Below are 23,925 nucleotides of genomic sequence, written 5' to 3' on the forward strand. Positions count from 1 at the left end.
GGCAGGAATGGGCGAAACGCGCAGCGCCGGGCGCGGCGCCAGTGGGCCTGGCCGCTGGTGGCCGTGAGCGCGCGCAGGATAACGGCGCCCGCCATTGCCCTGCAGCGCGTGGGGTACTGGCCGCTGCCGGTCGGCAGGGCGCGGGCTGGGATAATCGCCGCCCCTATGCCCCTGACGATCACCTTCCCCGAGCAACTTCCCGTCTCCGGCCGCCGTGCCGCCATCATGGAGGCCATGACCCGGCACCAGGTCATCATCGTCTGCGGCGAGACCGGCTCGGGCAAAACCACGCAGCTGCCCAAGATCGCGCTGGCCCTGGGGCGGGGCAAGTGCAACGCCCCCGAGGGCACGCGCGGGCGCCTGATCGGCCACACCCAGCCACGGCGCATTGCCGCCAGCAGCGTGGCCAAGCGCATCGCCGAAGAGCTGAACACCCCGCCGGGTGAGGTGGTGGGCTACAAGGTGCGCTTTGCCGACACGCTGCAAAAGAGCGCATCGGTCAAGTTGATGACCGACGGCATTTTGCTGGCCGAGACGCAGACCGACCCGCTGCTGCAGGCGTATGACACGTTGATCATCGACGAGGCCCACGAGCGCAGCCTGAACATCGACTTTCTGCTGGGCTACCTCAAGCAAATATTGCCCAGGCGCCCTGATTTGAAGGTGGTGGTGACTTCCGCCACCATCGACGCCGATCGGTTTGCCAAACACTTCGAGGGCAAAGACGGCCCGGCGCCGGTCATCATGGTGTCGGGGCGCACCTACCCGGTGGAGATGCGCTACAAGCCCTTCGAGGAAAAGAAGGACTTTGACCTCAACGACGCCATTGCCGATGGCGTGGACGAGTTGTGGGCCGGCGGCAAGGGCGGCGACATTCTGGTGTTTTTGCCCGGCGAGCGCGAAATCCGCGAGGCCGCCGACCACCTGCGCAAGCATTTGCAGCATTCGCCTACGTTGCGCTCCGCCGAGGTGCTGCCGCTGTTCTCGCGCCTGTCGCAGGCCGAGCAGGATCGGATTTTTGACGGCCACACCGGCCGGCGCATCGTGCTGGCCACCAACGTGGCCGAAACGTCCCTGACGGTTCCGGGCATCAGATACGTCATAGACGCAGGTACAGCGCGCGTGAAGCGCTATTCTTTCCGCAGCAAGGTGGAGCAGCTGCTGGTCGAGCCCATCAGCCAGGCCGCGGCCAACCAGCGCGCCGGGCGCTGCGGGCGCGTGGCCAACGGCATCTGCATACGCCTGTATGGCGAAGACGACTTCAACCAGCGCGACCGCTTTACCGACCCCGAAATCCTGCGCTCGTCCCTGGCGGGCGTCATCCTGCGCATGAAGTCGCTGGGGCTGGGCGACGTGGTCAACTTTCCGTTTCTCGAAGCGCCCTCGGGCCGCGCGATTGCCGACGGCTACCAGCTGCTGGCCGAACTGGGCGCCGTGGACGAGCGCGGCAACCTGCTGCCCATGGGCCGCGAGCTGGCCCGCCTGCCGCTGGACCCGCGCGTGGGCCGCATGATTTTGGAGGCACGCGGGCGCGGCGCCCTGGCCGAGGTGCTGGTCATCGCGTCGGCCCTGTCGGTGCAGGACGTGCGCGACCGGCCGCTGGAGGCGCAGCAGCAGGCCGACCAGCAGCACGCCAAGTTTGACGACGAGAAAAGCGAGTTCACCGGCTACCTGCGCCTGTGGAAGTGGCTGCAGGACGCGCGCGGCGGCAAGGTGGTGGCCAAGACGCGCAAGGAAATGGCGGCGCAAAGCGCACCCGTGGCCAAGCTGCGCAATGTGGCCTTTTTGCCCGTCAGCCAGCGCAGCAGCGGCGCGCAGGCAGCCGGCGCCGTGGACGCGCCCGAACGCATCGCTGCCTTCAATCCTGCCGACGCCGACGAGCCCACGCACAAGCTCAGCAACCGCCAGTGGGAGCAGCTGCTGCGCCAGAACTACATCAACATCCGCCGCGTGCGCGAGTGGCGCGACATTCACAGCCAGCTGCTGACCGTGGTGCGCGAGCACCAATGGCAGGTCAACACCGAGCCCGCGGGCTACGAGGCGGTGCACCTGTCCATGCTGTCGGGCCTGCTGGGCAACATCGGATACAAGGCCGAGGAGAGCGAGGCCTACCTGGGCGCGCACGGCATCAAGTTCCACCCGCATCCGGGCGCGCACCTGAGCAAGAAGCCCGGTCGCTGGATCGTGGCGGCCGAGCAGGTCGAGACTTCGCGCCTGTACGGTCGCGGCATTGCCGCCATCGAGCCGCAATGGCTGGAAGAGGTGGGCGGCCATCTTTTAAAGAAGCAGCTGCTGGAGCCGCACTGGTCCAAGAAACAGGCCGACGTGGTGGCGCTGGAGCGCGCCACGCTCTACGGCCTGGTGGTCTATGGCGGGCGCCGCGTGAGCTATGGCCGCGTGGACCCGCACGAGGCACGCAGCCTGTTCATCCGCCAGGCGCTGGTGGAGGGCGAGTGGGACACGCATTGGCCTTTTTTGTCCGCCAACCTCAAGCTGGTGCGCAAGGTGCAGGACCTGGAGCACAAGAGCCGCCGCCAGGACGTGCTGGTGGACGACGAGCTGATCTTTGCCTTTTATGACCAGCAGATTCCGCAGGATGTTTACAGCGGCGCCAGCTTTGACAAATGGTTTCGCACCGCCAGCAAGGGCAACGCCGGCCTGCTGCTGCTGACGCGCGACGAGCTGATGCGCCACGAGGCCGCGGGCATCACCACCGACAACTTCCCCAAGGTGGTCAAGCTGGGCGGCGTGGACTGCACGGCCGCCTACCTGCACAGCCCGGGCGACGCGCGCGACGGCATCACGGTGACGGTGCCGCTGTTCGTGCTCAACCAGGTCAGCGAAGAGCGCGCCGAGTGGCTGGTGCCCGGCATGCTCAAGGACAAGATACAGGCCCTGCTCAAGAGCCTGCCGCAGCGCCCGCGCAGCCGCTTCGTGCCGCTTCCGGAAAGTGCTGCGCGGCTGGCGGCGCTATTGACCGGGGAGGAGCGTTGGGCCCAGGGGAGCTTGATCGACGCGCTGCTCAAGCAGGTGCGCGACGAAACATCGCTGGATGTGAAGCGCGCGGACTTCAAGCTGGACATGCTCAGCCCGCACCTGTTCATGAATTTCCGCGTGACGGATGAGCACGGCCGCCAGCTGGGCCAGGGACGCAATCTGGGCGCGCTCAAGGCCGAGTGGGGCGCCAAGGCGCGCGGGGCGTTCCAGGCGCTGGCCTCGCTGAAGCTGGCTACCCGCGCTGAAGTGCCGGTCGATGCCGACCAAAAAGTGGCACAAACCCCTGTGAAGCAAGCGCGAACAGCTATCAAAAATGAAGCTGCAGCCCCGCCTGCATCCGCCGCCAAGCAGGACACCCGCAAGCCGGATACGCGCTACACGGACTGGAGCTTTGGCGAACTGCCCGAGCTGATGGAAATCACCAAGGGCAGCCAGGCGCTGATCGGCTTTCCGGCGCTCATCGACCAAGGCGACGCAGTGGGCATCGAGGTGTTCGACGAGCCCGAGGTGGCCGCGGCGCGCCACCGCGTCGGCCTGCGCCGGCTGTTTGCGCTGCAGGTCAAAGACGCGCTGAAGTACCTGGAAAAGAACATCCCCGATCTGCAAAAGATGGCCGTGGCCTACATGCCCCTGGGCACGCAGGAAGAGCTGCGCGCGCAGATCATCGACGTGGCCATTGACCGCGCCTTTTTGCAGGAGCCCCTGCCTACGACCGAGGCGCAGTTCAAACAGCGCGTGCAGGACGGACGCGGCCGCCTGACGCTGATTGCCAACGAAGTGGCGCGCATGGCAACTGCCATCCTGACCGAATACGCCGCTGCGGCGCGCAAGATAAAGGACACCAAAAATGCCGCCGAAGCCACGAAGGACGCCAGCGAGCAGCTACAAAAATTGATGCCAAAGCAGTTCATTGCAGCCGCACCGTGGGCGCAGTTGCAGCACTTTGCGCGTTATCTGAAGGCCATCACCACGCGTCTGGACAAATACCGCGCCGACCCGGCACGCGATGCCGCCCGACTGAAAGAGCTGCAACCGCTGGAGCAGCGCTACTGGCGCCTGGTGGCCGAGCGCAAGGGCCAGCAGGACGCGCGCATGCACGAATACCGCTGGATGCTGGAGGAGCTGCGCGTGAGCTTTTTTGCCCAGGAGCTGCGCACGCCTTACCCGGTCAGCACCAAGCGGCTGGACAAGCTGTGGTCGCAGCTGGTGTCTTGAGCCAAGGCTGGCGGCAGGCCGGTGTTTCGATGATTCGCAGGCCATCTTCAGACCAGTTGCAGGTGATCTTTAGACCGGTTGCCAGCGCTGCTTTGGCCACGCACGCACGGTTTGCCAGCGCAGCGCAGTGGCGCGGTGGTCGGCGCATGGCGGGTCAGTTCAGCGCAAGGCGGTTCAGCTCGGCGCACACATCGGCCATGCGCCCGGAGATCACCAGCCGGCAGGCTTTGTCTTCATGGCGGTTGACGATCACGCGCAGCGGGCGCGCTCGCGCCGTGGCCGGCGCTGGCCGCAGCGCGATGGCGGCACCGGCCCGGGGGCCATGCCAACCGGCGGCCGTGTGGCAGGGATGGACCGGGCTGGCCGTGCGCCGCGGGTCGTTGTCGGCCTGCGCGGTGCGCTGGGGCGCGGCGTCAGCGCGGACTGCCAGCGGGGCTGGGCATGTCGCGCGCGGGCGCATGGACATGGCGATGCTGCGCAGGGGCTGAAGGAACGAGGTGAAAACAGGAAGAGCAAATCCCATGTGAAAACTCCGGCATGCAGGGCATGAAGGTGGAACACAGGCAGGATTGCCAAGTAAGAAGGCGCGCATCCGCAGGGTTGGCACGCGCCACCCGCCGGGCGCAAGGCCCGTGGTGCTGCATGCCATACGCCCGCCACCTGCGGCGGCGCCAGGCGTTGGGCTACATCAGCATGGTGTTGCGGATCAGGCCGACGGCCAGGCCTTCTATCTCGAAGGGCTCGCCGGGTTCGACGCGGATCACGGGGTAGTCGGGGTTTTCGGGCAGCAGTTCGATGGCGCTGCCAGTGCGGCGCAGGCGCTTGACGGTGACATCGTCGCCCAGCCGGGCCACGATGATCTGGCCGCTGCGCGCCTCGCGCGTGGCCTGCACGGCCAGCAGGTCGCCGTCCATGATGCCGGCGTCGCGCATGGACATGCCGCGCACCTTGAGCAGGTAGTCGGGCTTGTGCGCAAACAGGCTGCCCTCCAGCGTGTAGGTCTGGTCCACGTGCTCCTGCGCCAGAATGGGCGAGCCTGCGGCAACGCGCCCGATCAGCGGCAGCGTGAGCTGCGACAGGCCGGGAATCGGCAGACTGAACTGGGTGCCGCGCGCGGCGTTGATGTTGCGCACGGCTTCGCTGCACAGCCGTATGCCGCGCGAGGTGCCGCTGACCAGCTCGATCACGCCCTTGCGTGCCAGGGCCTGCAGGTGTTCTTCGGCTGCGTTGGCGGATTTGAAGCCCAGTTCTGCCGCGATCTCGGCGCGCGTGGGGGGGGCGCCGGTGCGCGCAATGGCGGTCTGGATCAAGTCCAGAATCTGCTGCTGGCGGGCGGTGAGCTTGGGGCGGTCGAGCATGGTGCGATCCAGTGCGGTGGGTATGAACAACTGTTTTTTAATCCAGTATCTGTATTTTTGAACAGTTTTTGAAGAGGTGCAAGAGGTGGCGCAAAGAAAAATCGTGGTGCTGGGCACCGGGGGCACGATTGCGGGCAGTTCGCCCGTGCGCGGCGCCAACGTGGGCTACGTGGCGGGGCAGATCGGCGTGGATGAGTTGCTGGCCGCGGTGCCGGGGCTGGCGCAGGCGGCGGGCGGCACGCTGGTGGCCGAGCAGGTCGCGCAGTTCGATAGCAAGGACATGGACTTCGCCACCTGGGCGCGGCTGGCGCAGCGCTGCGCCGCACATCTGGCCGACCCGGCGGTGGCGGGCATCGTCATCACCCACGGCACCGACACGCTGGAGGAAACCGCCTGGCTGCTGCACACGCTGCTGGATGCGAGCCGGCCAGTGGTGTTGACCGGTGCCATGCGCCCCGCCACCGCGCTGTCGCCCGACGGGCCGCAAAACCTGCTGGACGCCGTGACCCTGGCGGCCGACAGCACCGCGCGCGGCGTGCTGGTGATGGTGGCTGGCGCGGTGCACGGCGCGCGTGATGTGCGCAAGGTGCACCCGCTGCGGCTTGACGCTTTTGACAGTGGCGACGCCGGGCCGCTGGGGTGGGTGGAGGCGGGGCAGGTGCGCTGGGCGCATGACCGGCCGCCCGGCGCCGCCTGGGCCGGGCAAGCCGCGCATGCGGCGCTGGTGCCCGTGCTGGGCAGACTGCCATGGCCTCGCGTGGAGATCGTCATGAGCCATGCTGGCAGCGACGGCGCGCTGGTGGACTGGCTGGTGGAAAAAGGGGTGCACGGCATCGTAGCGGCCGCCACGGGCAACGGATCGCTGCACCGTGCGCTGGAGGCTGCGCTGGCGCGCGCGGCGCATGCCGGCGTGCGGGTGCGCGTGGCCTCGCGCTGCCCGCAGGGGCGCATGCTGGAGCTGGCGGGCGCGCCCTGGCGGCACGCGGCCGGCCTGAGCCCGGTGAAGGCGCGGATCAGCCTGCTGCTGGAGCTGATGGCGGACAGCGCTGGCGCCAACAGGGTAAAAAGTGGCCTTGAGCCTTTTGAATAAAGCGCGTGAAGCTATTTAATCTATAGCAGATCAGGTGCGACCCTGACTGATTTGCGCCGCACGGCACGGGTTCAAGGCGCGGGGCGCACCAGCCGCACCGCCAGGCGTGTGTGGCGGCCCATGTCGCCGCGGGCCTGGCCGCTGGTCATGTCCACAGCCCAGCCCTGTTGGGGGTACAAGGTGTTTTCGCCCGAGCCGCCGCGCGTCACGTTGTCGTAGGCGTAGGGATTGACGGCGTGGACGTTGATGCTGGCCGTGCCCGTCCAGTGCCATTCGGGTGGCGAGGACGGAAACAGCCGCGCATCCACCGCCGGTGCAGGCGTGCTGCGGTTGAGCAGGCGGCGCAGCTCGTTTACGCGCGGCAGGCGCCAGCGCACGTCCTCGGCCTTCCAGCGTTTGCGGGCCAGGGCCTGCGCTTCGTTGTAGCTCAGCAAGTCGGGGGCGCCGATGCAGTCGCTGCCGTTCCAGCGCATGCCCTCCACGCAGCGCGGCCAGGCCAGGCGGGCGCGAATGTCCAGCACCAGCGTTCCGTCGGCCGACAGGGTCAGCGCGGGCTGGGCGGGCGTGGATGCCGGTGCAGATGGCGGTGCGGTGGGCTCGTCATCGTCATCGTCATCGTCACCCACTTGCGCGCACGCGATGACGGGTATGGCAAGTGCGGCGGCGCACAGGGCCAGCGCGACTGCCGGGCGGCGGCGGGCCGGCGATAAGGTCAGGGCCGGGGACGAGGGCTGTTGCGAACGCATGACGGTATGTTCTGGTCAAAAAAGGCTTGCAGCAAGAGGTTTTGTCATGGGATTGTCAGCGCACTGGCTGCGTGCAAAGGCGCGATCAGCACGGGCATGCGGGCCTTGATGGCGCCGCCAGCGTGGCGCGGCGACTGTGTGGACAATCGGTTCATGGTCATGACTGTCTTTTTTCATCCGTTCGCCCCGCCTTGGCGGGCTGGCGCCTGGGGTATCTGGTGCGCTGCACCGCAGCGGGGCGCACGATGAGCGCCGGCCCCGCACACACACCCAAGCTCACGCCCGCCGCTGCCACCGACATGGACGGCCTGCCGCAGCCCGCGCGCCGGCAGGCCATGCTGGTCATCGTTTTGGGGCTGACGCTGGCCGTGCTCGACAGCAGCCTGGTCAACCTGGCCCTGCCCGACATTGCCCGCCAGCTGCAGTCGGGCGCGGCGCAGACGCTGTGGGTGGTCAACGCCTACCAGCTGGCCGTTTTGGTGGTGCTGCTGCCGCTGTCCGCGCTGGGTGAGCGCGTGGGCTATCGGCGGGTGTATCTGATGGGCATTGCGCTGTTTGCCGTGGCGTCGCTGGGGGCGATGTGGGCGTCCAGCATGCCGGCGCTGATTGTCGCGCGGGCGCTGCAGGGGCTGGGCGCGGCGGGCGTCATGTCGGTCAACGCGGCCCTGGTGCGGCTGATTTACCCGCGCGCGCAGCTGGGCCAGGGCATGGCCGTCAACTCGCTGGTGGTGGCCACCGCTTCCATGACCGGGCCGACGGTGGCCGCGGCTATTTTGTCGGTCGCCTCGTGGCCCTGGCTGTTTGCCATGAATCTTCCGCTGGGCCTGGGCGTGTGGTGGCTGGGGCGGCGCGCGCTGCCGGCCAACCCGCCTTCGCCACACCAGGCGCCGCGCTTTGCCGCGCTGGATGTACTGCTCAACGCCGCCATGTTCACGCTGCTGTTTCTGGGCGGCTCGCAGCTGGGCGCGCGCGGCGGGGCACAGGCTGGCGGCGCGGCTTCGGGCTGGCTGCTGCTGGCCGCGGGTGTGGCGGTAGGCGCTGTGTTTTTGCGGCGCCAGTGGGGGCTGGCAATGCCGCTGTTTCCGGTGGACTTGCTGCGCATACCGGTGTTTGCGCTGTCGATGGGCTCGTCGGTGGGGGCTTTTTGCGCGCAGATGCTGGGTTTTCTGGCGCTGCCGTTTCTGCTGCTGGAGGCGCAGGGCCGCAGCCACCTGGAGGCAGGCCTGCTGATCACCGCCTGGCCGCTGGCCACGGCGGTGGTGGCGCCGCTGGCGGGGCGCCTGATTGGCCGCTACCCCGACGGCCTGCTGGGCGGCATCGGCATGGCCGTGTTTGCGGCCGGACTGCTGTCGCTGGGCCTGCTGCCGGCGCAGCCTGCCGACTGGAACGTGGTCTGGCGCATGGCGCTGTGCGGCGCGGGGTTTGCGCTGTTTCAGTCGCCCAACAACCACACCATCGTCACCTCGGCCCCGCTGCACCGCAGCGGCGCGGCCAGCGGCATGCTGGGCACGGCCCGGCTGACGGGCCAGACCCTGGGCGCGGTGCTGCTGGCGGCCATCTTTGTGCTGCGGCCGGGGCACGATGGCAGTGCCGAGTCGCTGGCGCTGCTGGTGTCGGCGGCCTGTGCGGTGGCGGCGGGGGTGTGCAGTTCGCTGAGGGTCAAGACATGACGGATACCGCAAAGGCAGGCACCGCCTGCGCCCTGGTATGGCTGCGGCGCGACCTGCGCTGGGACGACCACGCCGCCCTGTACCACGCGCTGCGCCGCTACCCGCGCGTGCACTGCGTGTTTATCTTTGACACCGACATCCTGGGCGCCCTGCACAGCCGCCAGGATAGGCGCGTGGAGTTCATCCACGCCAGCGTGCAGGCACTGGACCAGGAGCTGCGCGCGCTGGCGCAGCGCAGCGGCGCACCCGGCGGCGGGCTGATCGTGCGCCACGGCCCGGCGGCGCAGTGCATCGTGCAGCTGGCGCAAAGCCTGGGTGTGCAGGAGGTGCTGGCCAACCGCGACTACGAGCCAGGCGCCATCGCCCGCGACCGGCAGGTGGCCCAGGCGCTGCAGGCCGCTGGCATCGCCTTCAGCGACTACAAAGACCAGGTGCTGCTGGAACAAAACGAGGTGCTGACCCAGCAGGGCCAGCCCTACAGCGTGTTCACCCCCTACAAGCGCGCCTGGCTGCAAAAGCTGGATGCCTTTCAGCTCAAGCCCTATCCGGTGGAGCGTTATGCACGCCACCTGGCGCCGCCCCCGGCGGGCGAGGCATTGCCCACGCTGCAGGTTCTGGGGTTTGAAGCCACCAACTTGCGGCAAATGGCGTTGCCCACCGGCATGCAGGGCGCGCAGCAACTACTGCAAGACTTTGTGCCGCGCATGGCGGCGTACAAGGATGCGCGCGACTACCCGGGCCGCAGGGGCGTGTCCTACCTGTCGGTGCACCTGCGCTTTGGCACGGTGTCGATCCGCCAGCTGGCCGCCCTGGCCGCGGCGCAGGCCGCGCAGGGCTGCGAGGGCGCGCAGACCTGGCTGTCCGAGCTGGCCTGGCGCGACTTCTACTTCATGATTTTGTGGCACCACCCGCAGGTGGTCACGCAGTCTTTCCGCCCCGAATACGACCGCGTGCAGTGGGACGACGCGCCCGAGCTGTGGCGGGCCTGGTGCGAGGCCCGCACCGGCTACCCGCTGGTCGATGCCGCCATGCGCCAGCTGCTGCAGACCGGCTACATGCACAACCGCCTGCGCATGGTGGTGGCCAGCTTTCTGACCAAGGACCTGGGCATCGACTGGCGTCGGGGCGAGCGCTTTTTTGCCCAGCACCTCAACGACTACGACCTGGCCGCCAACAACGGCGGCTGGCAGTGGGCGGCATCCACGGGCTGTGATGCGCAGCCGTGGTTTCGCATCTTCAACCCGGTGACGCAGTCGCAGCGCTTCGACCCTGATGGCAAGTTCATCCGCCGCTATGTGCCCGAGCTGGCACGCGTGCCCGACAAGCACATCCACTTTCCCGCTGCGATGACGCCGATCGAGCTGCAGGCCTGCGGTCTGCGCCTGGGGCAGGACTATCCGCTGCCCGTGGTCGATCACGCCAGCGCGCGCGAGCGCACCTTGATGCGCTTTCACTTTTTGAGTGCCAAGGCAGGCGCGTAGGCCGCGCCGGTGGTAGCCTTTGGATGGTAGTGTTTTAAGGCTGTAGCGCTTGTGTGGAAAGCGCTGGCAGCTATTAAGTCAATAGCATTTGCGCCGCAACCTGCCCGGCCAGCGTGCGCACGGTCAGCGGGGCGCAGCCCTCGGCGTGGTTGCTGATGGTGACATACGCGTTCTGCCCGCGCCCGCACACCCCAGCCAGCGTGCGCGCCAGCAGCGCGTGGTTGTCCGGGTCGGGGTGGTGGATGCGGTCGTAGGGGGCGTACAGCCGCTGCGCATCCTCGTAGCCGTGCGGGCCATGCACCGGGTGCAGGTTCCAGCGGCACACCAGCGGGCCGGGCCACAGCCGGCGCAGCAGCGGCAGTTGCTCGGCCAGCGGCGGCATGCGCGCATGCAGGCCCAGGCAGTAGGTGGCGCCGCTGCTGCGCAGCACGTCGGCAAAGTGCGGCAGGTGCTCGGGGGCCAGCCATTCGGGGTCGCGCACCTCCACGGCCAGCACGGCGTCGGGCGCGGTGGGCTGCAGCGCGGGCTGGGCCTGCAGCATGGCGCGCAGCCGCTCCAGCACCTCGGGCAGACGGTCCAGCATCGTCCAGGGCAGGGGGCTGAGCTGGAACACCAGCACGCCGGTCAGGGCGCCCAGGCCTTCGAGCGCCGGCGCCACAAACTCCTGCGCCGCGAGCTGCGGGCTCAGAAAGGCCGAGTTGGGCTCGCGGCCCCGGCCGTCCTCGCTGCGCACCAGCGCGTCGGTGACCAGACTGGGCGCCTTGACCACGAAGCGGAAGTCCGCCGGCACCTGCGCCGCGTAGCGCGCATAGTCGCTGGCCGTGAGCGGGCGGTAAAAACTGCGGTCGATGCTCACGGTGCGCAGCAGCGGGTGCTGGGCATAGACCGGCAGGCCCTGCTTGGCCAGCAGTTGCTCGGAATGCGCGCCTTCCCACACAAGGCCCTGCCAGCCGGGGTAGCTCCAGGACGAGGTGCCCAGGCGCAGTGTGGGTGGCAGCCGGGCGGCGAGGGCACGCAGGTCGTCGCCCCAGGCGGCAGGATGGACGCCAGCGCGGCGCGGTGGAACCTTGTCGGGAGGTGGCGCGGGCGGCGGCGAGGGCAGCGCGCCGAACAGGTCTTCCTGCATGGACTACAGGCCCTCGAACAGGCCGCCCTCGTTGAGCAGATCCCAGGCGATCTGCGGGCGGTGCTCCATGCTTTTCTTGATGGCGGCGGGGATGGCCTGGCGCGTCTTGCGGCACAGGCCCGGCTGCTCCTGGACCAGCACGGTGATGCCGCGCAGGCTGCGTACCTCGTGGGGGCTGGCGGCGATGGTCAGGCGCACGCCGAGCTGCTCGAACAGGCGCTGCTCCATGTGTCGCAGGTCGGCCAGGCTGGTGAGGTTTTCCAGGCGCTGCACCAGGCGTTTTTCTTCTTCGCGCGTAAGAAGCAGGATGCGCGTGTCACCGCCAGGCGTGCGCAGCAGCGCATCGCGCTCGCACACGCAGGCGCCGGGCGGGCATTCGGTGCGGATGGGGAAGGGCAGGGCGGACATCGGCAGTTGCAATTTTAGGGAGCAGGCCCTGTGGCAAACTCCCGCGCTTCGTGTTTTGACCCGTCACAGAAGGCACATGCAGCAGATCGTTCGGCAGTTGGCCGCAGAAATCAAGATCACCGAATCCCAGGTCCGCGCAGCGGTGGAGCTGCTCGATGGCGGCGCCACCGTGCCCTTCATCGCGCGCTACCGCAAGGAGGTGACCGGCGGGCTGGACGACGTGCAGCTGCGCGAGCTGGAAGCGCGCCTGTCCTACCTGCGCGAGCTGGAAGACCGCCGCGTGGCCGTGCTGAAAAGCATCGACGAGCAGGGCAAGCTCACGGATCAGCTCCGCGCTGCGATTGCCGCCGCGCCGACCAAGCAAGAGCTGGAAGACATCTACCTGCCCTTCAAGCAAAAGCGCCGCACCAAGGGCCAGATTGCCAAGGAGTTTGGCATCGAGCCGCTGGCCGACAAGCTGCTGGCCGACCCCACGCTGGACCCGCACGAGCAGGCCCAGGCCTTCTGCCAGCCCGCCACCCTGCTGGACGACGGCAAGCCGGGGCCCGATTTTTCGACCACCTTCGCCGTGCTCGACGGCGTGCGCGACATCCTGTCCGAGCGCTGGGCCGAGGACGCCGTGCTGGTGCAGTCGCTGCGCGAATGGCTGTGGGCCGAGGGGCTGCTGCGCTCCAAGAAGGTGGACGGCAAGAACGAGAACGACCCTGAGGTGGCCAAGTTCCGCGACTACTTTGACTACGACGAACCCATCGGCCGCGTGCCCTCGCACCGCGCGCTGGCGGTGTTCCGCGGCCGCGCGCTGGAGATTCTGGAAGCCAAGCTGGCGCTGCCAGAGCCGCAGGCGAATTCCACGTTCAAGCCGGAGCCGGGCCAGCCCAGCATCGCCGAGGGCAAGATCGCCCTGCACCTGGGCTGGAGTCACCAGGGCCGCAAGAGCGACGACTTGCTGCGCAAGTGCGTGGCCTGGACCTGGCGCGTGAAGCTCAGCCTGTCCACCGAGCGCGACCTGTTCTCGCGCCTGCGCGAAGAGGCTGAGAAAGTGGCCATCAAGGTGTTTGCCGACAACCTGCGCGATCTGCTGCTGGCTGCGCCCGCCGGCCCGCGCGCCGTGATGGGGCTGGACCCGGGCATCCGCACCGGCGTGAAGGTGGCCGTGGTGGACCGCACAGGCAAGCTGGTGGAGACCGCCACCGTCTATCCGCACGAGCCGCGCCGCGACTGGGACGGCAGCCTGGCCACGCTGGGCCGCCTGTGCATGAAGCATGGCGTGCAGCTCATCGCCATTGGCAACGGCACCGCCAGCCGCGAGACCGACAAGCTGGCGGCCGAGCTGATCAAATTAATGCAAAAACAGGCGGTAGATCAGGCAGGACAAGCGCTGCCAGCTATTGAAAAGATAGTGGTGAGCGAAGCTGGCGCCTCGGTGTATTCCGCCAGCGAGTACGCCAGCCAGGAGATGCCCGACGTGGACGTGAGCCTGCGCGGCGCTGCCAGCATTGCCCGGCGCCTGCAAGACCCGCTGGCCGAGCTGGTGAAGATCGAGCCCAAGAGCATCGGCGTGGGCCAGTACCAGCACGACGTGAACCAGAGCGAGCTGGCGCGCACGCTGGACGCCGTGGTCGAGGACTGCGTGAACTCCGTGGGCGTGGATCTGAACACCGCCAGCGCGCCGCTGCTGGCGCGCGTGTCCGGCCTGTCGGGCAGCGTGGCCAAGGCTGTGGTGCGCTGGCGCGAGCAGCACGGCGCCTTCAAAAACCGCAAGCAGCTCATGGAAGTCAGCGGCCTGGGGCCCAAAACCTTCGAGCAGGCGGCGGGCTTTTTGCGCATCCGCGATGGCGACAACCCGCTGGACATGACCGGCGTGCACCCCGAGACCTACCCCGTGGTCGAGCAGATCATGCAAAAGACCGGCAAGCCCGTGGCCGAGCTGATGGGCCGCGCCGAGATGCTCAAGACCCTCAAGCCCGAGCTGTTTGCCAACGACAAGTTTGGCGTGATCACCGTGCGCGACATCCTGGGCGAGCTGGAAAAGCCCGGCCGCGATCCGCGCCCCGACTTCAAGGTGGCGCGCTTCAACGAAGGCGTGGAAGACATCAAGGACCTGAAGGAAGGCATGGTGCTGGAGGGCACCGTGAGCAACGTGGCCCAGTTTGGCGCGTTTGTCGATCTGGGCGTGCACCAGGACGGACTGGTGCACGTGAGCCAGCTGGCGCACAAGTTTGTCAACGACGCGCGCGAGGTGGTCAAGACCGGCGACATCGTCAAGGTCAAGGTGCTGGAGGTGGACGTGGCGCGCGGGCGCATCAGCCTGACCATGAAGCTGGACGCCGCGCCCGCCCGCAGGGACGGCCCGCGCGACAACCGCTTTGAAGGCGCGGGCCGTGCTGAACGGGGCTACGCCCAGCCGCAACGCCGCGCAGCGGAGCCCGCGCCGCAGTCGGCCATGGCCTCGGCCTTCGCCAAGCTGCAGGGCAAGCGCTGAGAGGCTGGCGGCCTGTGTAAACAACGGTAAGCGTTGCACGGATAATCCGGCAACCTTTCTGACTGAGGGCCTTTTGCGGGCGATCCCAACCATGGAGCTGAATGCACTGCTGGAGCAGCCCATCACACTGCCCAGCCTGCCACGCACGGTGGCGCTGCTGATGAATGAGCTGGGCAGTGCCGAGCCCGACCTGCGCCGCCTGAACCTGCTTTTCGGCGCCGACCCGGCGCTGGCGGCACGTTTGCTGCAGGAGGCCAATTCCGGGCATTTCGGCGCCCAGCGCCAGGTCTGCGGCATTGCCGAGGCGCTGGTGTTGCTGGGCATGGCCCAGTTGCGCACGCTGGTGACCACGGCGCCGCTGGGCACCACGTCGCGGTCGGTGCCGGGCATCCAGCTGCAGCAGTTCTGGCGCTACAGCCTCAATACAGCCAAGCTGGCCCGCGCGCTGGCGGGGCTGGTGCATCAAAGCCAGATTGCCGCCTACACGGCCGGACTGCTGCACGGCGTGGGAGAACTGGCGCTGCACATGGTGGACCCCGAGCGCATGCAGACGGTCAACAACCTGATGGCGCCGCTGGACATACGCCGCGCCCTGCTGGAGCAGCATTTGTTTGGCTATTGCTATGGCCAGGTCAGCGCGGGCATGGCGGTGCGCTGGCGGCTGCCCGAGGCACTGGTGGATGCGCTGCGCCACCACCATGCGCCGTTTGACAACGACGTGTACGAACCCCTGGCCGGCGTGCTGCATCTGGCTGCCTGGCGCGCCCGCGCCCGCGAGGCGGGGCTGGGTGAGCGCGAACTGGCCGTGACCTTCCCGGGCGAGGTGGGCGTGGTGCTGGGCCTGGACATCGACACCGTGCTGCAGCAAGACCCCATCGACTGGAAGGCGTGCCCCGAGGCGGATGATTACGTGTGACGGCCGGGCACGCGATAACGCCCCCCGGCCGCCATGTCCGCGCAGGCGGGCGCCCCGCGGCCGCCACCGCTACAGGGACTGCGTCAGCATCTGCCGGTAGTCCTCGGGTGTGGCCGGGCGTGGGTTGGTGGCGTGGCAATGGTCGGCCAGCGCGCCGCGGATCACGTCGTCGAACATGCTTTCGGTCACGCCCAGGGCGGCCAGGCCGGTAGGCAGGCCCAGGCGGGCGTTCATGTCGCGGATGGCGTCGGAGATGTCGCCCGCAAACGCCAGGCCCATGGCGTGGGCCATGCGCTCCAGGCGGCGCTCTTTCTGGATGGAGTCGGCCTGCGCGTTGAAGCGCACCACCGCGGGCAAGAACATGGCATTGAGCGTGCCGTGGTGCAGGCGCGGGTTGATGCCGCCCAGGCTGTGGCTGAGCGAATGCACGCAGCCCAGGCCCTTCTGGAATGCCAGGGCGCCCTGCATGCTGGCGCTCATCATCTGCAGGCGTGCCTCGCGGTCGCTGCCGTCCCGGGTGGCGGCTTCGATGTAGGCCCAGCCGCGCTGCAGGCCGTCCAGCGCAATGCCGTCGGCCGGCGGGTTGAAGGCGGCGGACATGAAGGTCTCCATGCAATGCGCAATCGCATCCATGCCGGTGGCGGCCGTCAGCTGCGGCGGCAGGCTCAGCGTCAGGCCGGGGTCGCAGATGGCGGCCCTGGGCACCAGGTGCCAACTGTGAAAGCCCAGCTTGCGGCCGTCGTCCACGATCACGATGGCGCCGCGCGCCACCTCGCTGCCCGTGCCGCTGGTGGTGGGCACGGCGATCAGTGGCGCGGCCGCGGCGGTGATGCGCGGCGAGCCGCCCTCGATGGTGGCGTAGTGCGTCAGCGGGCCGTCGTGCGTGGCGGCAATGGCAATGCCCTTGGCGCAATCGATGGCGCTGCCGCCGCCCACGGCAATCAGGCCGTCGCAGCCCTGGGCCTGGTAGAGGGCGACGGCGGCGCGCACGGCGGCCTCGGTGGGGTTGGCGGGCGTCTGGTCGAACACGGCCAGCGGCATGCCGGGCACGGCGTCCAGCGCCTGCTGCAGCACGCCGGCGGCCTTCACGCCGGGGTCCGTCACCACCAGGGGGCGGGTGATTCCGATGCGCTGGCATTCCTGCGGCAGCAGGCGCACGGCGCCAAATTCAAACTGGATCTGGGTGACGTAGTTGATAAAAGCCATGGTGTGCGAGACGGTTACGATCAGGCACAACACTACAACCAGGAGACCCGCATGACCATGAAGCAAACCCTCATCGTATTGGCGGCAGTGGCAGCTACGCTCGCAACCACCGGCGCGCACGCCGAATGTCTGAGCGACGCGCAGGTGGCGGCGTTGGCCGCGCACTACGAGGCCAAGACGCCCGCACCCAACTTCCCAGCGCTGTCGGATGTGGACGGTGCCTGCACGCGGGCCAAGCTCAATAGCTTGCTGGCGCAGCGTCTGGGCAAGGTGGTGGGCTACAAGGCTGGCCTGACCAACCCTGCGGTGCAAAAGCGCTTCAACACCGACAAGCCCGTGTGGGGCAAGCTGTACGAGGGCATGGTTCAGCCCAGTGGCTACACCACGCCCACTGCCTTTGGTGCCCGGCCCTTGTTCGAGGCCGACATGCTGGTGCGCGTGAAGGATGCAGCCATCCATCAGGCCCGCACGCCTTATGAGGTGCTGCAGCATATCGATCAGGTCATCCCTTTCATCGAGCTGCCCGACCTCATGGTGCAGGCGCCGCCGCAACTCAATGGCCCGGGCGTGGGTGCCATCAACGTGGGCGCGCGCCTGGGTGTGGCGGGCCAGCCGATTGCGGTGCCGGCGACGCGCGGCGAGCGTTACGCGCTGCTGGACGCGCTGGAGCGCATGACCGTGGAGCTTGCCGACGCTTCCGGCGCGCTGCTGGCCAGTGGCAAGGGCAGCGATATCCTTGGCCAGCCGCTCAACGCCGTGGTCTGGCTGGCCCAGGCGCTGCAGCAAGAGGGCATCACCTTGCAGCCTGGCGACCTGGTCAGCCTGGGGTCGTTCTCGCCGCTGCTGCCCCCCCGCCCCGGCCTGAGCGTCACCGCCACCTATTGGGGCCTGCCCGGCGCGCAGCCGGTGCAGGTGCACTTCAAGTAACCCTAGAAACGGCAGTTGACCGCTTGCCACCTTCAGGAAAGCTGCATGCACATTGACTTCTTCTGCTTCGTTAAGGTCCACCTGTGTGGTGACCGCGCTACGCACTCGCCAGCACCGCGCTCGCCGCGCCATGCGGCGTTGCTTCTCCTTGCGGGCATTAGCCCGCTGCGTCGTCGCGCCTTGCCTGACACGCCGATCACGGCACTGGCAAGCGCGTCCAACTGCCGTTTCTAGGGTAAAGGACTGCTCTTTTGACGACGACCGGCACTGCTTTTCATGAATCATCCCCCCACCACGCGCGGCTGACCCCGCAGATGCGCGGCGTCATCGACGCCATGGCGCGCGCCGGTCGCCCGCCCCTGCACACGTTGACCCCCGCCCAGGCCCGCGCCGCCTACGAGGTGGGCGCGGGCGTGCTGGAGGTGCCCAAGGCCGCTTTGCCCCGGGTGGAAGACCTGCATATCCCCGCGTGCGACGGCACGCCGCTGCCCGCGCGGCTGTACGCGCCCACGGCCGCTGCCACGGGCGCGGCCCTGCCGCTGCTGCTGTACCTGCACGGCGGCGGCTTCACCATCGGCAGCGTGAACACGCACGACGTTCTGTGCCGCGAGCTGGCCAGGCTGGGCGGCTGCATGGTGGTGTCGCTGGACTACCGGCTGGCGCCTGAGCACCCGTTCCCCACTGCCAGCAACGACGCCTGGGACGCGCTGGCCTGGCTGGCGCAGCACGCGGCCACGCTGGGCGCAGACCCCGCGCGTCTGGCCGTGGGCGGCGACAGCGCGGGCGGCACGCTGGCGGCGGTGTGCGCCATTCAGGCGCGCGACGCGGGCCTGCCCCTGGCGCTGCAACTGCTGATCTACCCCGGCACCACGGCGCACCAGGACACGCCGTCGCACACCGAGTTTGCGCACGGCCTGGTGCTGGAGCGTGCGGCCATCGGCTGGTTTTTTGACCAATACATCCCCAGCCGCGCCGAGCGCGAGGACTGGCGCTTCGCCCCGCTGCTGGCGCCCGACGTGGACGGCGTGGCGCCTGCCTGGATCGGCCTGGCCGAATACGACCCGCTGGTGGACGAGGGCCTGGAATACGCCGACAAGCTGCGCGCCGCGGGCGTTGCCGTGGATCTGGAGATCTACCGCGGCGTCACGCACGAATTCATCAAGATGGGCCGCGCCATCCCAGAAGCGCGCCAGGCCCATGCCGACGCGGCTGCCGCGTTGCGCAGCGCCTTCCGGTCCGACTGACCCATCAAACACATACAGGCCATGCAACGCTCTGACTTTCGCTGCTTTCACCGCCTGCGCGTGCGCTGGTCGGAGGTGGACATCCAGAAGATCGTCTTCAACGCCCATTACCTCACCTACGCCGATTGCGCCATGACCGAATACTGGCGTGCGCTGGCCTTTCCCTACGAAGCAGGCATGCAAGCGCTGGGCGGCGAGGTGTATCTGAAGAAAGCCAGCATCGAATACCACGCATCGGCCCGGCTGGACGACCTGCTGGACGTGGGCATGCGCTGCGCGCGCGTGGGCACCACGTCGCTGGTGTTTCAGGCCGCCATGTTCGCGGGCGAGCGGCTGCTGGTCACGGTGGAATTGGTTTATGTGTTTGCCGACCCCGCCACGCAGACCAAGCGCGCCGTGCCGCCCGCGCTGCGCGCCATGATCGAGCACTTCGAGGCGGGCGGCGAGATGGTGGAGCTGCATGTGGGCAGCTGGGCTACCCTGGGCCGAGACGCCACGGCCCTGCGCATGGCAGTGTTTGTGCAAGAGCAGGGCATAGACCCCGCGCTCGAACTGGACGCGCACGACGCCGCGGCCGTGCATGCCGTCGCCTACAACCGCCTGGGCCAGCCCGTGGCCACCGCCCGCCTGCTGTACGAGGCCCCGGGCGACGCCCGCATCGGTCGCATGGCCGTGCACCGCGTGCTGCGCGGCCAGCGCTGGGGTCGCCTGGTGCTGGATGCGATGGTGCAAGCGGCGCGCGAGCGCGGCGATGCGCAGGTCACGCTGCACGCCCAGCGCAGCGCCGAGCCGTTTTACCGCCACGCCGGCTTCGAGGCCGTGGGTGAGCCGTTTGACGAGGTGGGCATACCGCACATCACCATGCGGTGCAGCCTGCGGGGCGGATGACTGCCAGGGTCGATTGCTTCGCTATTGATAGCTGCCAGCGCTTTATTTATAAGCGCTAGAGGCTGTTTTGCCTTAGATATCTTCCAGGAGCGCGTAGGGCAGCGGCAGCAGTGTGATGGGCACGCCATCCGCCGCGCCCACCTGCAGGGCACCACTGGCGGCTGCAATTTGCAGCGACACCAGCGCATCCATGCCGCCACCGGGCGCGTCAGCAGCCTGCACTACGGTGCCCACGGGCTGCTCGGCGTCGCCGTTGGCAAACACCTCGGCGCCCACGGTGACGGGTTCGGTTGCGTGCGCCAAATAAGTGCGGCGCTTGAGCGTGCCGCGGAACTGGCTGCGCGCCACCACCTCCTGCCCGGGGTAGCAGCCCTTTTTGAAGTTGACGCCGCCCACCGATTCGTAATTCAGCATCTGCGGCACATAGGCATCGGCCACGGGCGCGGTGACGGTGGCAATGCCGCTGCGCACTTCAGTCCACAGCCACAGCGCTTCGGATACAGGCTCGCCCGCGGGGGCGCTGCTGCCGGCAGGCGCCAGCCACAGCGCGCGCGGCTGGCCGTCTGCGGGGTACAACTGCACCACGCTGGCGTCGCCCACGTCGGCCTTGGCCCACGGCTCGGCCGCAGGGATGGCAGAGGGCATGGCTGCACGGGCCGCGTCGCCCAGCAAGCCATACAGCGCAAAGTCGGCGGTGGCATCGGTCAGCCTGGCCTTGGCGCGCAGCACGAACATCGACAGGCGCTTGAGCGTGGGCGCCAGCAGGTCGCGCGGGCACACCAGCAGCACCTCAGTGCTGCTGCGCTTGAAGGCGATGAAGCTGGCCAGCATGCGCCCCTTGACCGACAAAAAAGCGGCCAGGCGGGCGTGGTGCAGATCCAGCAGCGCGAAGTCCTGCGTCAGCTGGCCGTGCAGAAATTTGGCGGCGTCTTCTCCGGCCACGCGGATCACGCCCAGGTGAGACAAGGGGGTTGCGCCGCCCGCGGGCGCGGGCAGGGGAACGGGCTTGGTGTCTGTCATGGCTGAATTATGATGCCCGGCTTCTTTCTTAAAGGCTGCAGGGTTGTGCGTCGTTTGCTCGCGTGGGTGTTGCTGATCGTGATCGTGGCGGGCGCTGCGGCGGCCTGGTGGCTGCAGGCGCCCATGCCGGTGCGCGCCGGCTTGCCGGCCGATCAGCCGCTGGAGCTGGAGATCGAGCACGGCACCACGCCGCGCGGTGTGGCCCGCGCGGTGGTGCAGGCAGGCATGGACACCGATGTCCGGCTGCTGTTTCTGTGGTTTCGCCTGTCGGGACAGAGCCGCGAGATCAAGGCCGGCAACTACGAAATTCCCCAAGGCACCAGCCCTTATGCGCTGCTGCAGAAGCTGGCGCGCGGCGAGGAGGCGCTGCGCGCCGTGACGCTGGTGGAGGGCTGGACCTTTCGCCAGGTGCGCCAGGCGCTGGCACGCGCCGAGCAGCTCAAGCCCGACACCCAGGGCCTGAGCGATGCGGACATCATGGCCCGCCTGGATCGGGCGGGCGTGGCCGCCGAGGGGCGGTTTTTCCCCGACACCTACACCTACGCCAAGGGCAGCAGCGACCTGGCCGTGCTGCGCCGCGCGCTGCACGCCATGGACCGGCGCCTGGAGGCAGCCTGGGCGCAGCGCGCGCCCGACACGCCGCTCAAGTCGGCCGACCAGGCGCTGATCCTGGCCAGCATCGTCGAAAAGGAAACCGGCCGCGCCCAAGACCGCGCCGAGATTGCCGGTGTGTTCACCAACCGCCTGCGCACGGGCATGCTGCTGCAGACCGACCCCACGGTGATCTATGGCCTGGGCGACAAATTTGACGGCAACCTGCGCCGGCGCGACCTGACCACCGACACGCCGTACAACACCTACACCCGCGCCGGCCTGCCGCCCACGCCTATCGCCATGCCCGGCAAGGCGGCGCTGCTGGCCGCCGTGCAGCCCGCCGCAACCCGCGCGCTGTATTTTGTGGCGCGAGGCGATGGCACCAGCCACTTCAGCGCCACGCTGGATGAGCACAACCGCGCCGTGAACCGGTACCAACGTGGGCAGAAATAGAGCAATGACGCAGGGTCTTTTCATCACCTTCGAGGGCATCGACGGCGCGGGCAAGTCCACGCACATCGGCACCTTGGCCCAGGCCCTGTGCGCTGCGGGGCACACCGTCACCCTCACGCGCGAGCCCGGCGGCACGCCGCTGGCCGAGAAGCTGCGCGACATGCTGCTGCACGACAGCATGGACGCGCTGACCGAAACGCTGCTGGTGTTTGCCGCGCGGCGAGACCATCTGCGCTGCGTGATCGAGCCGGCGCTGGCGCGCGGCGAAGTGGTTTTGTGCGACCGCTTCACCGATGCCACCTTTGCCTACCAGGGGGGCGGGCGTGGTTTTGATCTTCAGGTGCTATCGTATATGGAGCGTCTGGCGCAGACAGGTATTGGGCTACAGCCTGATTTGATGCTTGAACCCCACCTGACGCTGTGGTTTGACGTGCCGCCGCAGCTGGCCGCGCAGCGACTGGCGGGGGCGCGTGCGCCCGACCGCTTCGAGTCCCAGTCCGTGGAGTTTTTCACCCGCGTGGCGCGCGGCTACGCCGACCGTGCCGCGGGCGCGCCGCAGCGCTTTGCACGCATCGATTCGGCGCAGCCGCGCGAGCAGGTGGCTGCACAGCTGCAGGCCGTTCTGGCTGCGCGCGGCTGGCTGCCCGGGGTGGCGCCATGAACGCGGCTGTGCCCCCCTGGATCGCCGCGCAGCGCCAGGCACTGCTGGCCCAGCGGGGCCACGCCTGGCTGTTGCAGGGGCCTTCGGGCCTGGGGCAGTACCAGCTGGCGCTGGAACTGGTGCGTGCCTGGCTGTGCGATGCGCCCACCGCGCACGGCGCCTGTGGCCAGTGCGCCAGCTGCCACGGCATTGACGTGCACACCCATACCGATTTGTTCGTGCTGATGCCAGAGACGCAGGCGCTGGCCCTGGGCTGGCCGCTGCCCGAGAAGGCGCAGGCCGAAATCGACGACAAAAAACGCAAGCCCAGCCGCGAGATCCGCGTGGAGGCCATGCGCGACGCGGTGGAGTTTGCCCAGCGCACCAGTGGGCGTGGGCGCGGCAAGGCGGTGCTGGTGTACCCGGCCGAGCAGATGAACCACGTGACGGCCAACGCGCTGCTCAAGACGCTGGAGGAGCCGCCGGGCGACGTGCGATTCGTGCTGGCCACCGAGGCTGCGCACCAGCTGCTGCCCACCATCCGCAGCCGATGCCTGGGCCATACCTTGCAGTGGCCCGACCCCGAGCAAAGCCAGCAATGGCTGGTGGAGCAGGGCGTGGCGCCCGACGCGGCCCAGGCCCTGCTGCGCGCCGCAGGTGGCCGACCCGATGATGCGCTGGCCCAGGTGCGCGCGGGCCGCAGCCCGCATGCCTGGGCGCTTTTGCCCCAGGCGGTGGCACGCGGTGACGTGACCGCGCTGGCCGGCCTGGAGCCTGCGCAGGCTGTGGATGCGTTGCAAAAACTCTGCCACGATCTGCTGGCGCTGCGCGTGGGCGCGCAGCCGCGCTACTTTGCGGGCGCCGACCTGCCTGCGCCGCCCGGCGTGGGCCCTCTCACGCGATGGTCGCGCGCGCTTGCCAAGGAGGCGCGCACGGCAGAGCACCCCTACAACGCCGGCCTGATGCTGGAGGCGCTTGTGGCCCAGGCGCGCCACACACTAAACTCCCGCCATTGACAGCCGCCAAGCCTTCCAGCCCGATACGTCCTATGAGCAGTCCATCCACAGCGCCGCGCCCCAGCGTGATGCAGCTGAACATCAAGGAAAAGGCCGCCCTGTACGCGGCCTACATCCCGTTCTTCGAAGGGGGCGGCATTTTCGTGGCTACGCCGCGCGAGTACAGGCTTGGCGACGACGTGTACGTGTTGCTCACGCTGCCCGACGACCCGCAGCGCTACCCCGTGGCCGGCCGCGTGGCCTGGGTGACGCCCGCGCGTGCTTCAGGCAACCGCACGCAGGGCGTGGGGATTCAGTTCCCCAAGGATGAAAAGTCCCGCCAGCTCAAGCACAAGATCGAAGAAGTGCTGGGCACCGCGCTTGGGTCAGAGCGGCCCACGCAGACCATGTGAACCGGCGGCACCGCCGGGCGCCAACGTGTGTGCCGACCGTTGCTACAGGTCGGCTT

20 protein-coding genes are annotated in these 23,925 nt (G+C 68.6%); 13 read left to right on the forward strand and 7 right to left on the reverse strand.

Annotated elements, in window-relative coordinates:
- Positions 1–165: 165 nt before the first annotated feature.
- Entirely contained in the window at positions 166–4,212 is a 4,047-nt protein-coding gene (hrpA, locus tag AB7E35_RS03625) for an ATP-dependent RNA helicase HrpA (RefSeq protein WP_428167097.1), read from the forward strand.
- Between the two features lie 154 nt (positions 4,213–4,366).
- Here the strand turns inward: hrpA and AB7E35_RS03630 are convergent, their stop codons facing one another.
- Complete coding sequence (locus AB7E35_RS03630) at positions 4,367–4,735, reverse strand: hypothetical protein (protein ID WP_428162959.1); 369 nt, start codon at positions 4,733–4,735, stop codon at positions 4,367–4,369.
- A 160-nt stretch (positions 4,736–4,895) separates the two neighbouring features.
- Positions 4,896–5,570, reverse strand: coding sequence for a transcriptional repressor LexA (lexA, locus tag AB7E35_RS03635; protein ID WP_428162960.1), 675 nt, complete (start codon positions 5,568–5,570; stop codon positions 4,896–4,898).
- A gap of 76 nt (positions 5,571–5,646) precedes the next feature.
- Here lexA and AB7E35_RS03640 point away from each other — a divergent pair, with 76 nt between their 5' ends.
- Positions 5,647–6,660, forward strand: coding sequence for an asparaginase (locus AB7E35_RS03640; RefSeq protein ID WP_428162961.1), 1,014 nt, complete (start codon positions 5,647–5,649; stop codon positions 6,658–6,660).
- Positions 6,661–6,731: 71 nt separating this feature from the next.
- On the opposite strand, the gene AB7E35_RS03645 is transcribed toward AB7E35_RS03640, so the two are convergent.
- Positions 6,732–7,406 carry a DUF1566 domain-containing protein gene (locus tag AB7E35_RS03645; RefSeq protein WP_428167098.1) on the reverse strand — a complete coding sequence of 225 codons (675 nt, stop codon included), beginning with the start codon at positions 7,404–7,406 and terminating at the stop codon, positions 6,732–6,734.
- 245 nt (positions 7,407–7,651) lie between these two features.
- Here AB7E35_RS03645 and AB7E35_RS03650 point away from each other — a divergent pair, with 245 nt between their 5' ends.
- Together AB7E35_RS03650 and AB7E35_RS03655 are read left to right on the forward strand one after the other, a co-directional pair.
- Positions 7,652–9,076 carry an MFS transporter gene (locus AB7E35_RS03650; RefSeq protein WP_428167124.1) on the forward strand — a complete coding sequence of 475 codons (1,425 nt, stop codon included), beginning with the start codon at positions 7,652–7,654 and terminating at the stop codon, positions 9,074–9,076.
- Positions 9,073–10,557, forward strand: a complete 1,485-nt coding sequence (locus AB7E35_RS03655; RefSeq protein WP_428162964.1) for a cryptochrome/photolyase family protein — start codon at positions 9,073–9,075, stop codon at positions 10,555–10,557. Before AB7E35_RS03650 ends, AB7E35_RS03655 begins: the two co-directional genes overlap by 4 nt.
- A gap of 73 nt (positions 10,558–10,630) precedes the next feature.
- Here the strand turns inward: AB7E35_RS03655 and AB7E35_RS03660 are convergent, their stop codons facing one another.
- Both AB7E35_RS03660 and AB7E35_RS03665 read right to left on the reverse strand, forming a co-directional pair.
- Positions 10,631–11,683, reverse strand: a complete 1,053-nt coding sequence (locus AB7E35_RS03660; RefSeq protein WP_428167099.1) for a DUF72 domain-containing protein — start codon at positions 11,681–11,683, stop codon at positions 10,631–10,633.
- Positions 11,684–11,686: 3 nt separating this feature from the next.
- Positions 11,687–12,091 carry a hypothetical protein gene (locus tag AB7E35_RS03665; RefSeq protein ID WP_428167100.1) on the reverse strand — a complete coding sequence of 135 codons (405 nt, stop codon included), beginning with the start codon at positions 12,089–12,091 and terminating at the stop codon, positions 11,687–11,689.
- 76 nt (positions 12,092–12,167) lie between these two features.
- On the opposite strand from AB7E35_RS03665, the gene AB7E35_RS03670 reads away from it, so the two are divergent.
- Positions 12,168–14,573, forward strand: coding sequence for a Tex family protein (locus AB7E35_RS03670; protein WP_428167101.1), 2,406 nt, complete (start codon positions 12,168–12,170; stop codon positions 14,571–14,573).
- A gap of 91 nt (positions 14,574–14,664) precedes the next feature.
- A complete protein-coding gene (locus AB7E35_RS03675; RefSeq protein WP_428162968.1) occupies positions 14,665–15,489 on the forward strand; it encodes an HDOD domain-containing protein in 825 nt (274 codons plus the stop codon).
- A 69-nt stretch (positions 15,490–15,558) separates the two neighbouring features.
- Here AB7E35_RS03675 and AB7E35_RS03680 read toward each other — a convergent pair whose 3' ends face one another.
- Entirely contained in the window at positions 15,559–16,695 is a 1,137-nt protein-coding gene (locus AB7E35_RS03680; RefSeq protein ID WP_428167102.1) for an iron-containing alcohol dehydrogenase, read from the reverse strand.
- A gap of 51 nt (positions 16,696–16,746) precedes the next feature.
- Here AB7E35_RS03680 and AB7E35_RS03685 point away from each other — a divergent pair, with 51 nt between their 5' ends.
- The 3 genes from AB7E35_RS03685 to AB7E35_RS03695 all read left to right on the forward strand — a co-directional run bounded on the left by AB7E35_RS03685 (position 16,747) and on the right by AB7E35_RS03695 (position 19,754).
- Positions 16,747–17,622 carry a 2-keto-4-pentenoate hydratase gene (locus AB7E35_RS03685; protein WP_428167103.1) on the forward strand — a complete coding sequence of 292 codons (876 nt, stop codon included), beginning with the start codon at positions 16,747–16,749 and terminating at the stop codon, positions 17,620–17,622.
- A 251-nt stretch (positions 17,623–17,873) separates the two neighbouring features.
- Complete coding sequence (locus tag AB7E35_RS03690; RefSeq protein WP_428167104.1) at positions 17,874–18,866, forward strand: alpha/beta hydrolase; 993 nt, start codon at positions 17,874–17,876, stop codon at positions 18,864–18,866.
- Between the two features lie 21 nt (positions 18,867–18,887).
- Complete coding sequence (locus tag AB7E35_RS03695) at positions 18,888–19,754, forward strand: YbgC/FadM family acyl-CoA thioesterase (protein ID WP_428167105.1); 867 nt, start codon at positions 18,888–18,890, stop codon at positions 19,752–19,754.
- Positions 19,755–19,826: 72 nt separating this feature from the next.
- On the opposite strand, the gene AB7E35_RS03700 is transcribed toward AB7E35_RS03695, so the two are convergent.
- Positions 19,827–20,774, reverse strand: coding sequence for a YgfZ/GcvT domain-containing protein (locus AB7E35_RS03700; RefSeq protein ID WP_428167106.1), 948 nt, complete (start codon positions 20,772–20,774; stop codon positions 19,827–19,829).
- 45 nt (positions 20,775–20,819) lie between these two features.
- On the opposite strand from AB7E35_RS03700, the gene mltG reads away from it, so the two are divergent.
- Genes mltG through AB7E35_RS03720 form a run of 4 tightly spaced genes read left to right on the forward strand, consistent with a single transcriptional unit; the run spans position 20,820 to position 23,869 of the window.
- Positions 20,820–21,821, forward strand: a complete 1,002-nt coding sequence (gene mltG, locus AB7E35_RS03705) for an endolytic transglycosylase MltG (RefSeq protein WP_428167107.1) — start codon at positions 20,820–20,822, stop codon at positions 21,819–21,821.
- Between the two features lie 4 nt (positions 21,822–21,825).
- Positions 21,826–22,482, forward strand: a complete 657-nt coding sequence (gene tmk / locus AB7E35_RS03710) for a dTMP kinase (protein WP_428167108.1) — start codon at positions 21,826–21,828, stop codon at positions 22,480–22,482.
- Positions 22,479–23,477 carry a DNA polymerase III subunit delta' gene (locus AB7E35_RS03715; protein ID WP_428167109.1) on the forward strand — a complete coding sequence of 333 codons (999 nt, stop codon included), beginning with the start codon at positions 22,479–22,481 and terminating at the stop codon, positions 23,475–23,477. The genes tmk and AB7E35_RS03715 overlap by 4 nt, the downstream gene beginning before the upstream one ends.
- Before the next feature lie 32 nt (positions 23,478–23,509).
- Complete coding sequence (locus AB7E35_RS03720; protein WP_428162976.1) at positions 23,510–23,869, forward strand: PilZ domain-containing protein; 360 nt, start codon at positions 23,510–23,512, stop codon at positions 23,867–23,869.
- The last annotated feature ends 56 nt before the right edge of the window (positions 23,870–23,925 follow it).

Origin of the sequence: Diaphorobacter sp., assembly GCF_050251835.1 — a bacterium.
GTDB lineage: Bacteria > Pseudomonadota > Gammaproteobacteria > Burkholderiales > Burkholderiaceae_C > JBFXIE01.

Coding starts and splice junctions, on each gene's coding strand:
- hrpA (WP_428167097.1), top strand. CDS start 166: ATGCCCCTGACGATCACCTTCCCCGAGCAACTTCCCGTCTCCGGCCGC.
- AB7E35_RS03630 (WP_428162959.1), bottom strand. CDS start 4,735: ATGGGATTTGCTCTTCCTGTTTTCACCTCGTTCCTTCAGCCCCTGCGC.
- lexA (WP_428162960.1), bottom strand. CDS start 5,570: ATGCTCGACCGCCCCAAGCTCACCGCCCGCCAGCAGCAGATTCTGGAC.
- AB7E35_RS03645 (WP_428167098.1), bottom strand. CDS start 7,406: ATGCGTTCGCAACAGCCCTCGTCCCCGGCCCTGACCTTATCGCCGGCC.
- AB7E35_RS03650 (WP_428167124.1), top strand. CDS start 7,652: ATGAGCGCCGGCCCCGCACACACACCCAAGCTCACGCCCGCCGCTGCC.
- AB7E35_RS03655 (WP_428162964.1), top strand. CDS start 9,073: ATGACGGATACCGCAAAGGCAGGCACCGCCTGCGCCCTGGTATGGCTG.
- AB7E35_RS03660 (WP_428167099.1), bottom strand. CDS start 11,683: ATGCAGGAAGACCTGTTCGGCGCGCTGCCCTCGCCGCCGCCCGCGCCA.
- AB7E35_RS03665 (WP_428167100.1), bottom strand. CDS start 12,091: ATGTCCGCCCTGCCCTTCCCCATCCGCACCGAATGCCCGCCCGGCGCC.
- AB7E35_RS03670 (WP_428167101.1), top strand. CDS start 12,168: ATGCAGCAGATCGTTCGGCAGTTGGCCGCAGAAATCAAGATCACCGAA.
- AB7E35_RS03675 (WP_428162968.1), top strand. CDS start 14,665: ATGGAGCTGAATGCACTGCTGGAGCAGCCCATCACACTGCCCAGCCTG.
- AB7E35_RS03680 (WP_428167102.1), bottom strand. CDS start 16,695: ATGGCTTTTATCAACTACGTCACCCAGATCCAGTTTGAATTTGGCGCC.
- AB7E35_RS03685 (WP_428167103.1), top strand. CDS start 16,747: ATGACCATGAAGCAAACCCTCATCGTATTGGCGGCAGTGGCAGCTACG.
- AB7E35_RS03695 (WP_428167105.1), top strand. CDS start 18,888: ATGCAACGCTCTGACTTTCGCTGCTTTCACCGCCTGCGCGTGCGCTGG.
- AB7E35_RS03700 (WP_428167106.1), bottom strand. CDS start 20,774: ATGACAGACACCAAGCCCGTTCCCCTGCCCGCGCCCGCGGGCGGCGCA.
- tmk (WP_428167108.1), top strand. CDS start 21,826: ATGACGCAGGGTCTTTTCATCACCTTCGAGGGCATCGACGGCGCGGGC.
- AB7E35_RS03715 (WP_428167109.1), top strand. CDS start 22,479: ATGAACGCGGCTGTGCCCCCCTGGATCGCCGCGCAGCGCCAGGCACTG.
- AB7E35_RS03720 (WP_428162976.1), top strand. CDS start 23,510: ATGAGCAGTCCATCCACAGCGCCGCGCCCCAGCGTGATGCAGCTGAAC.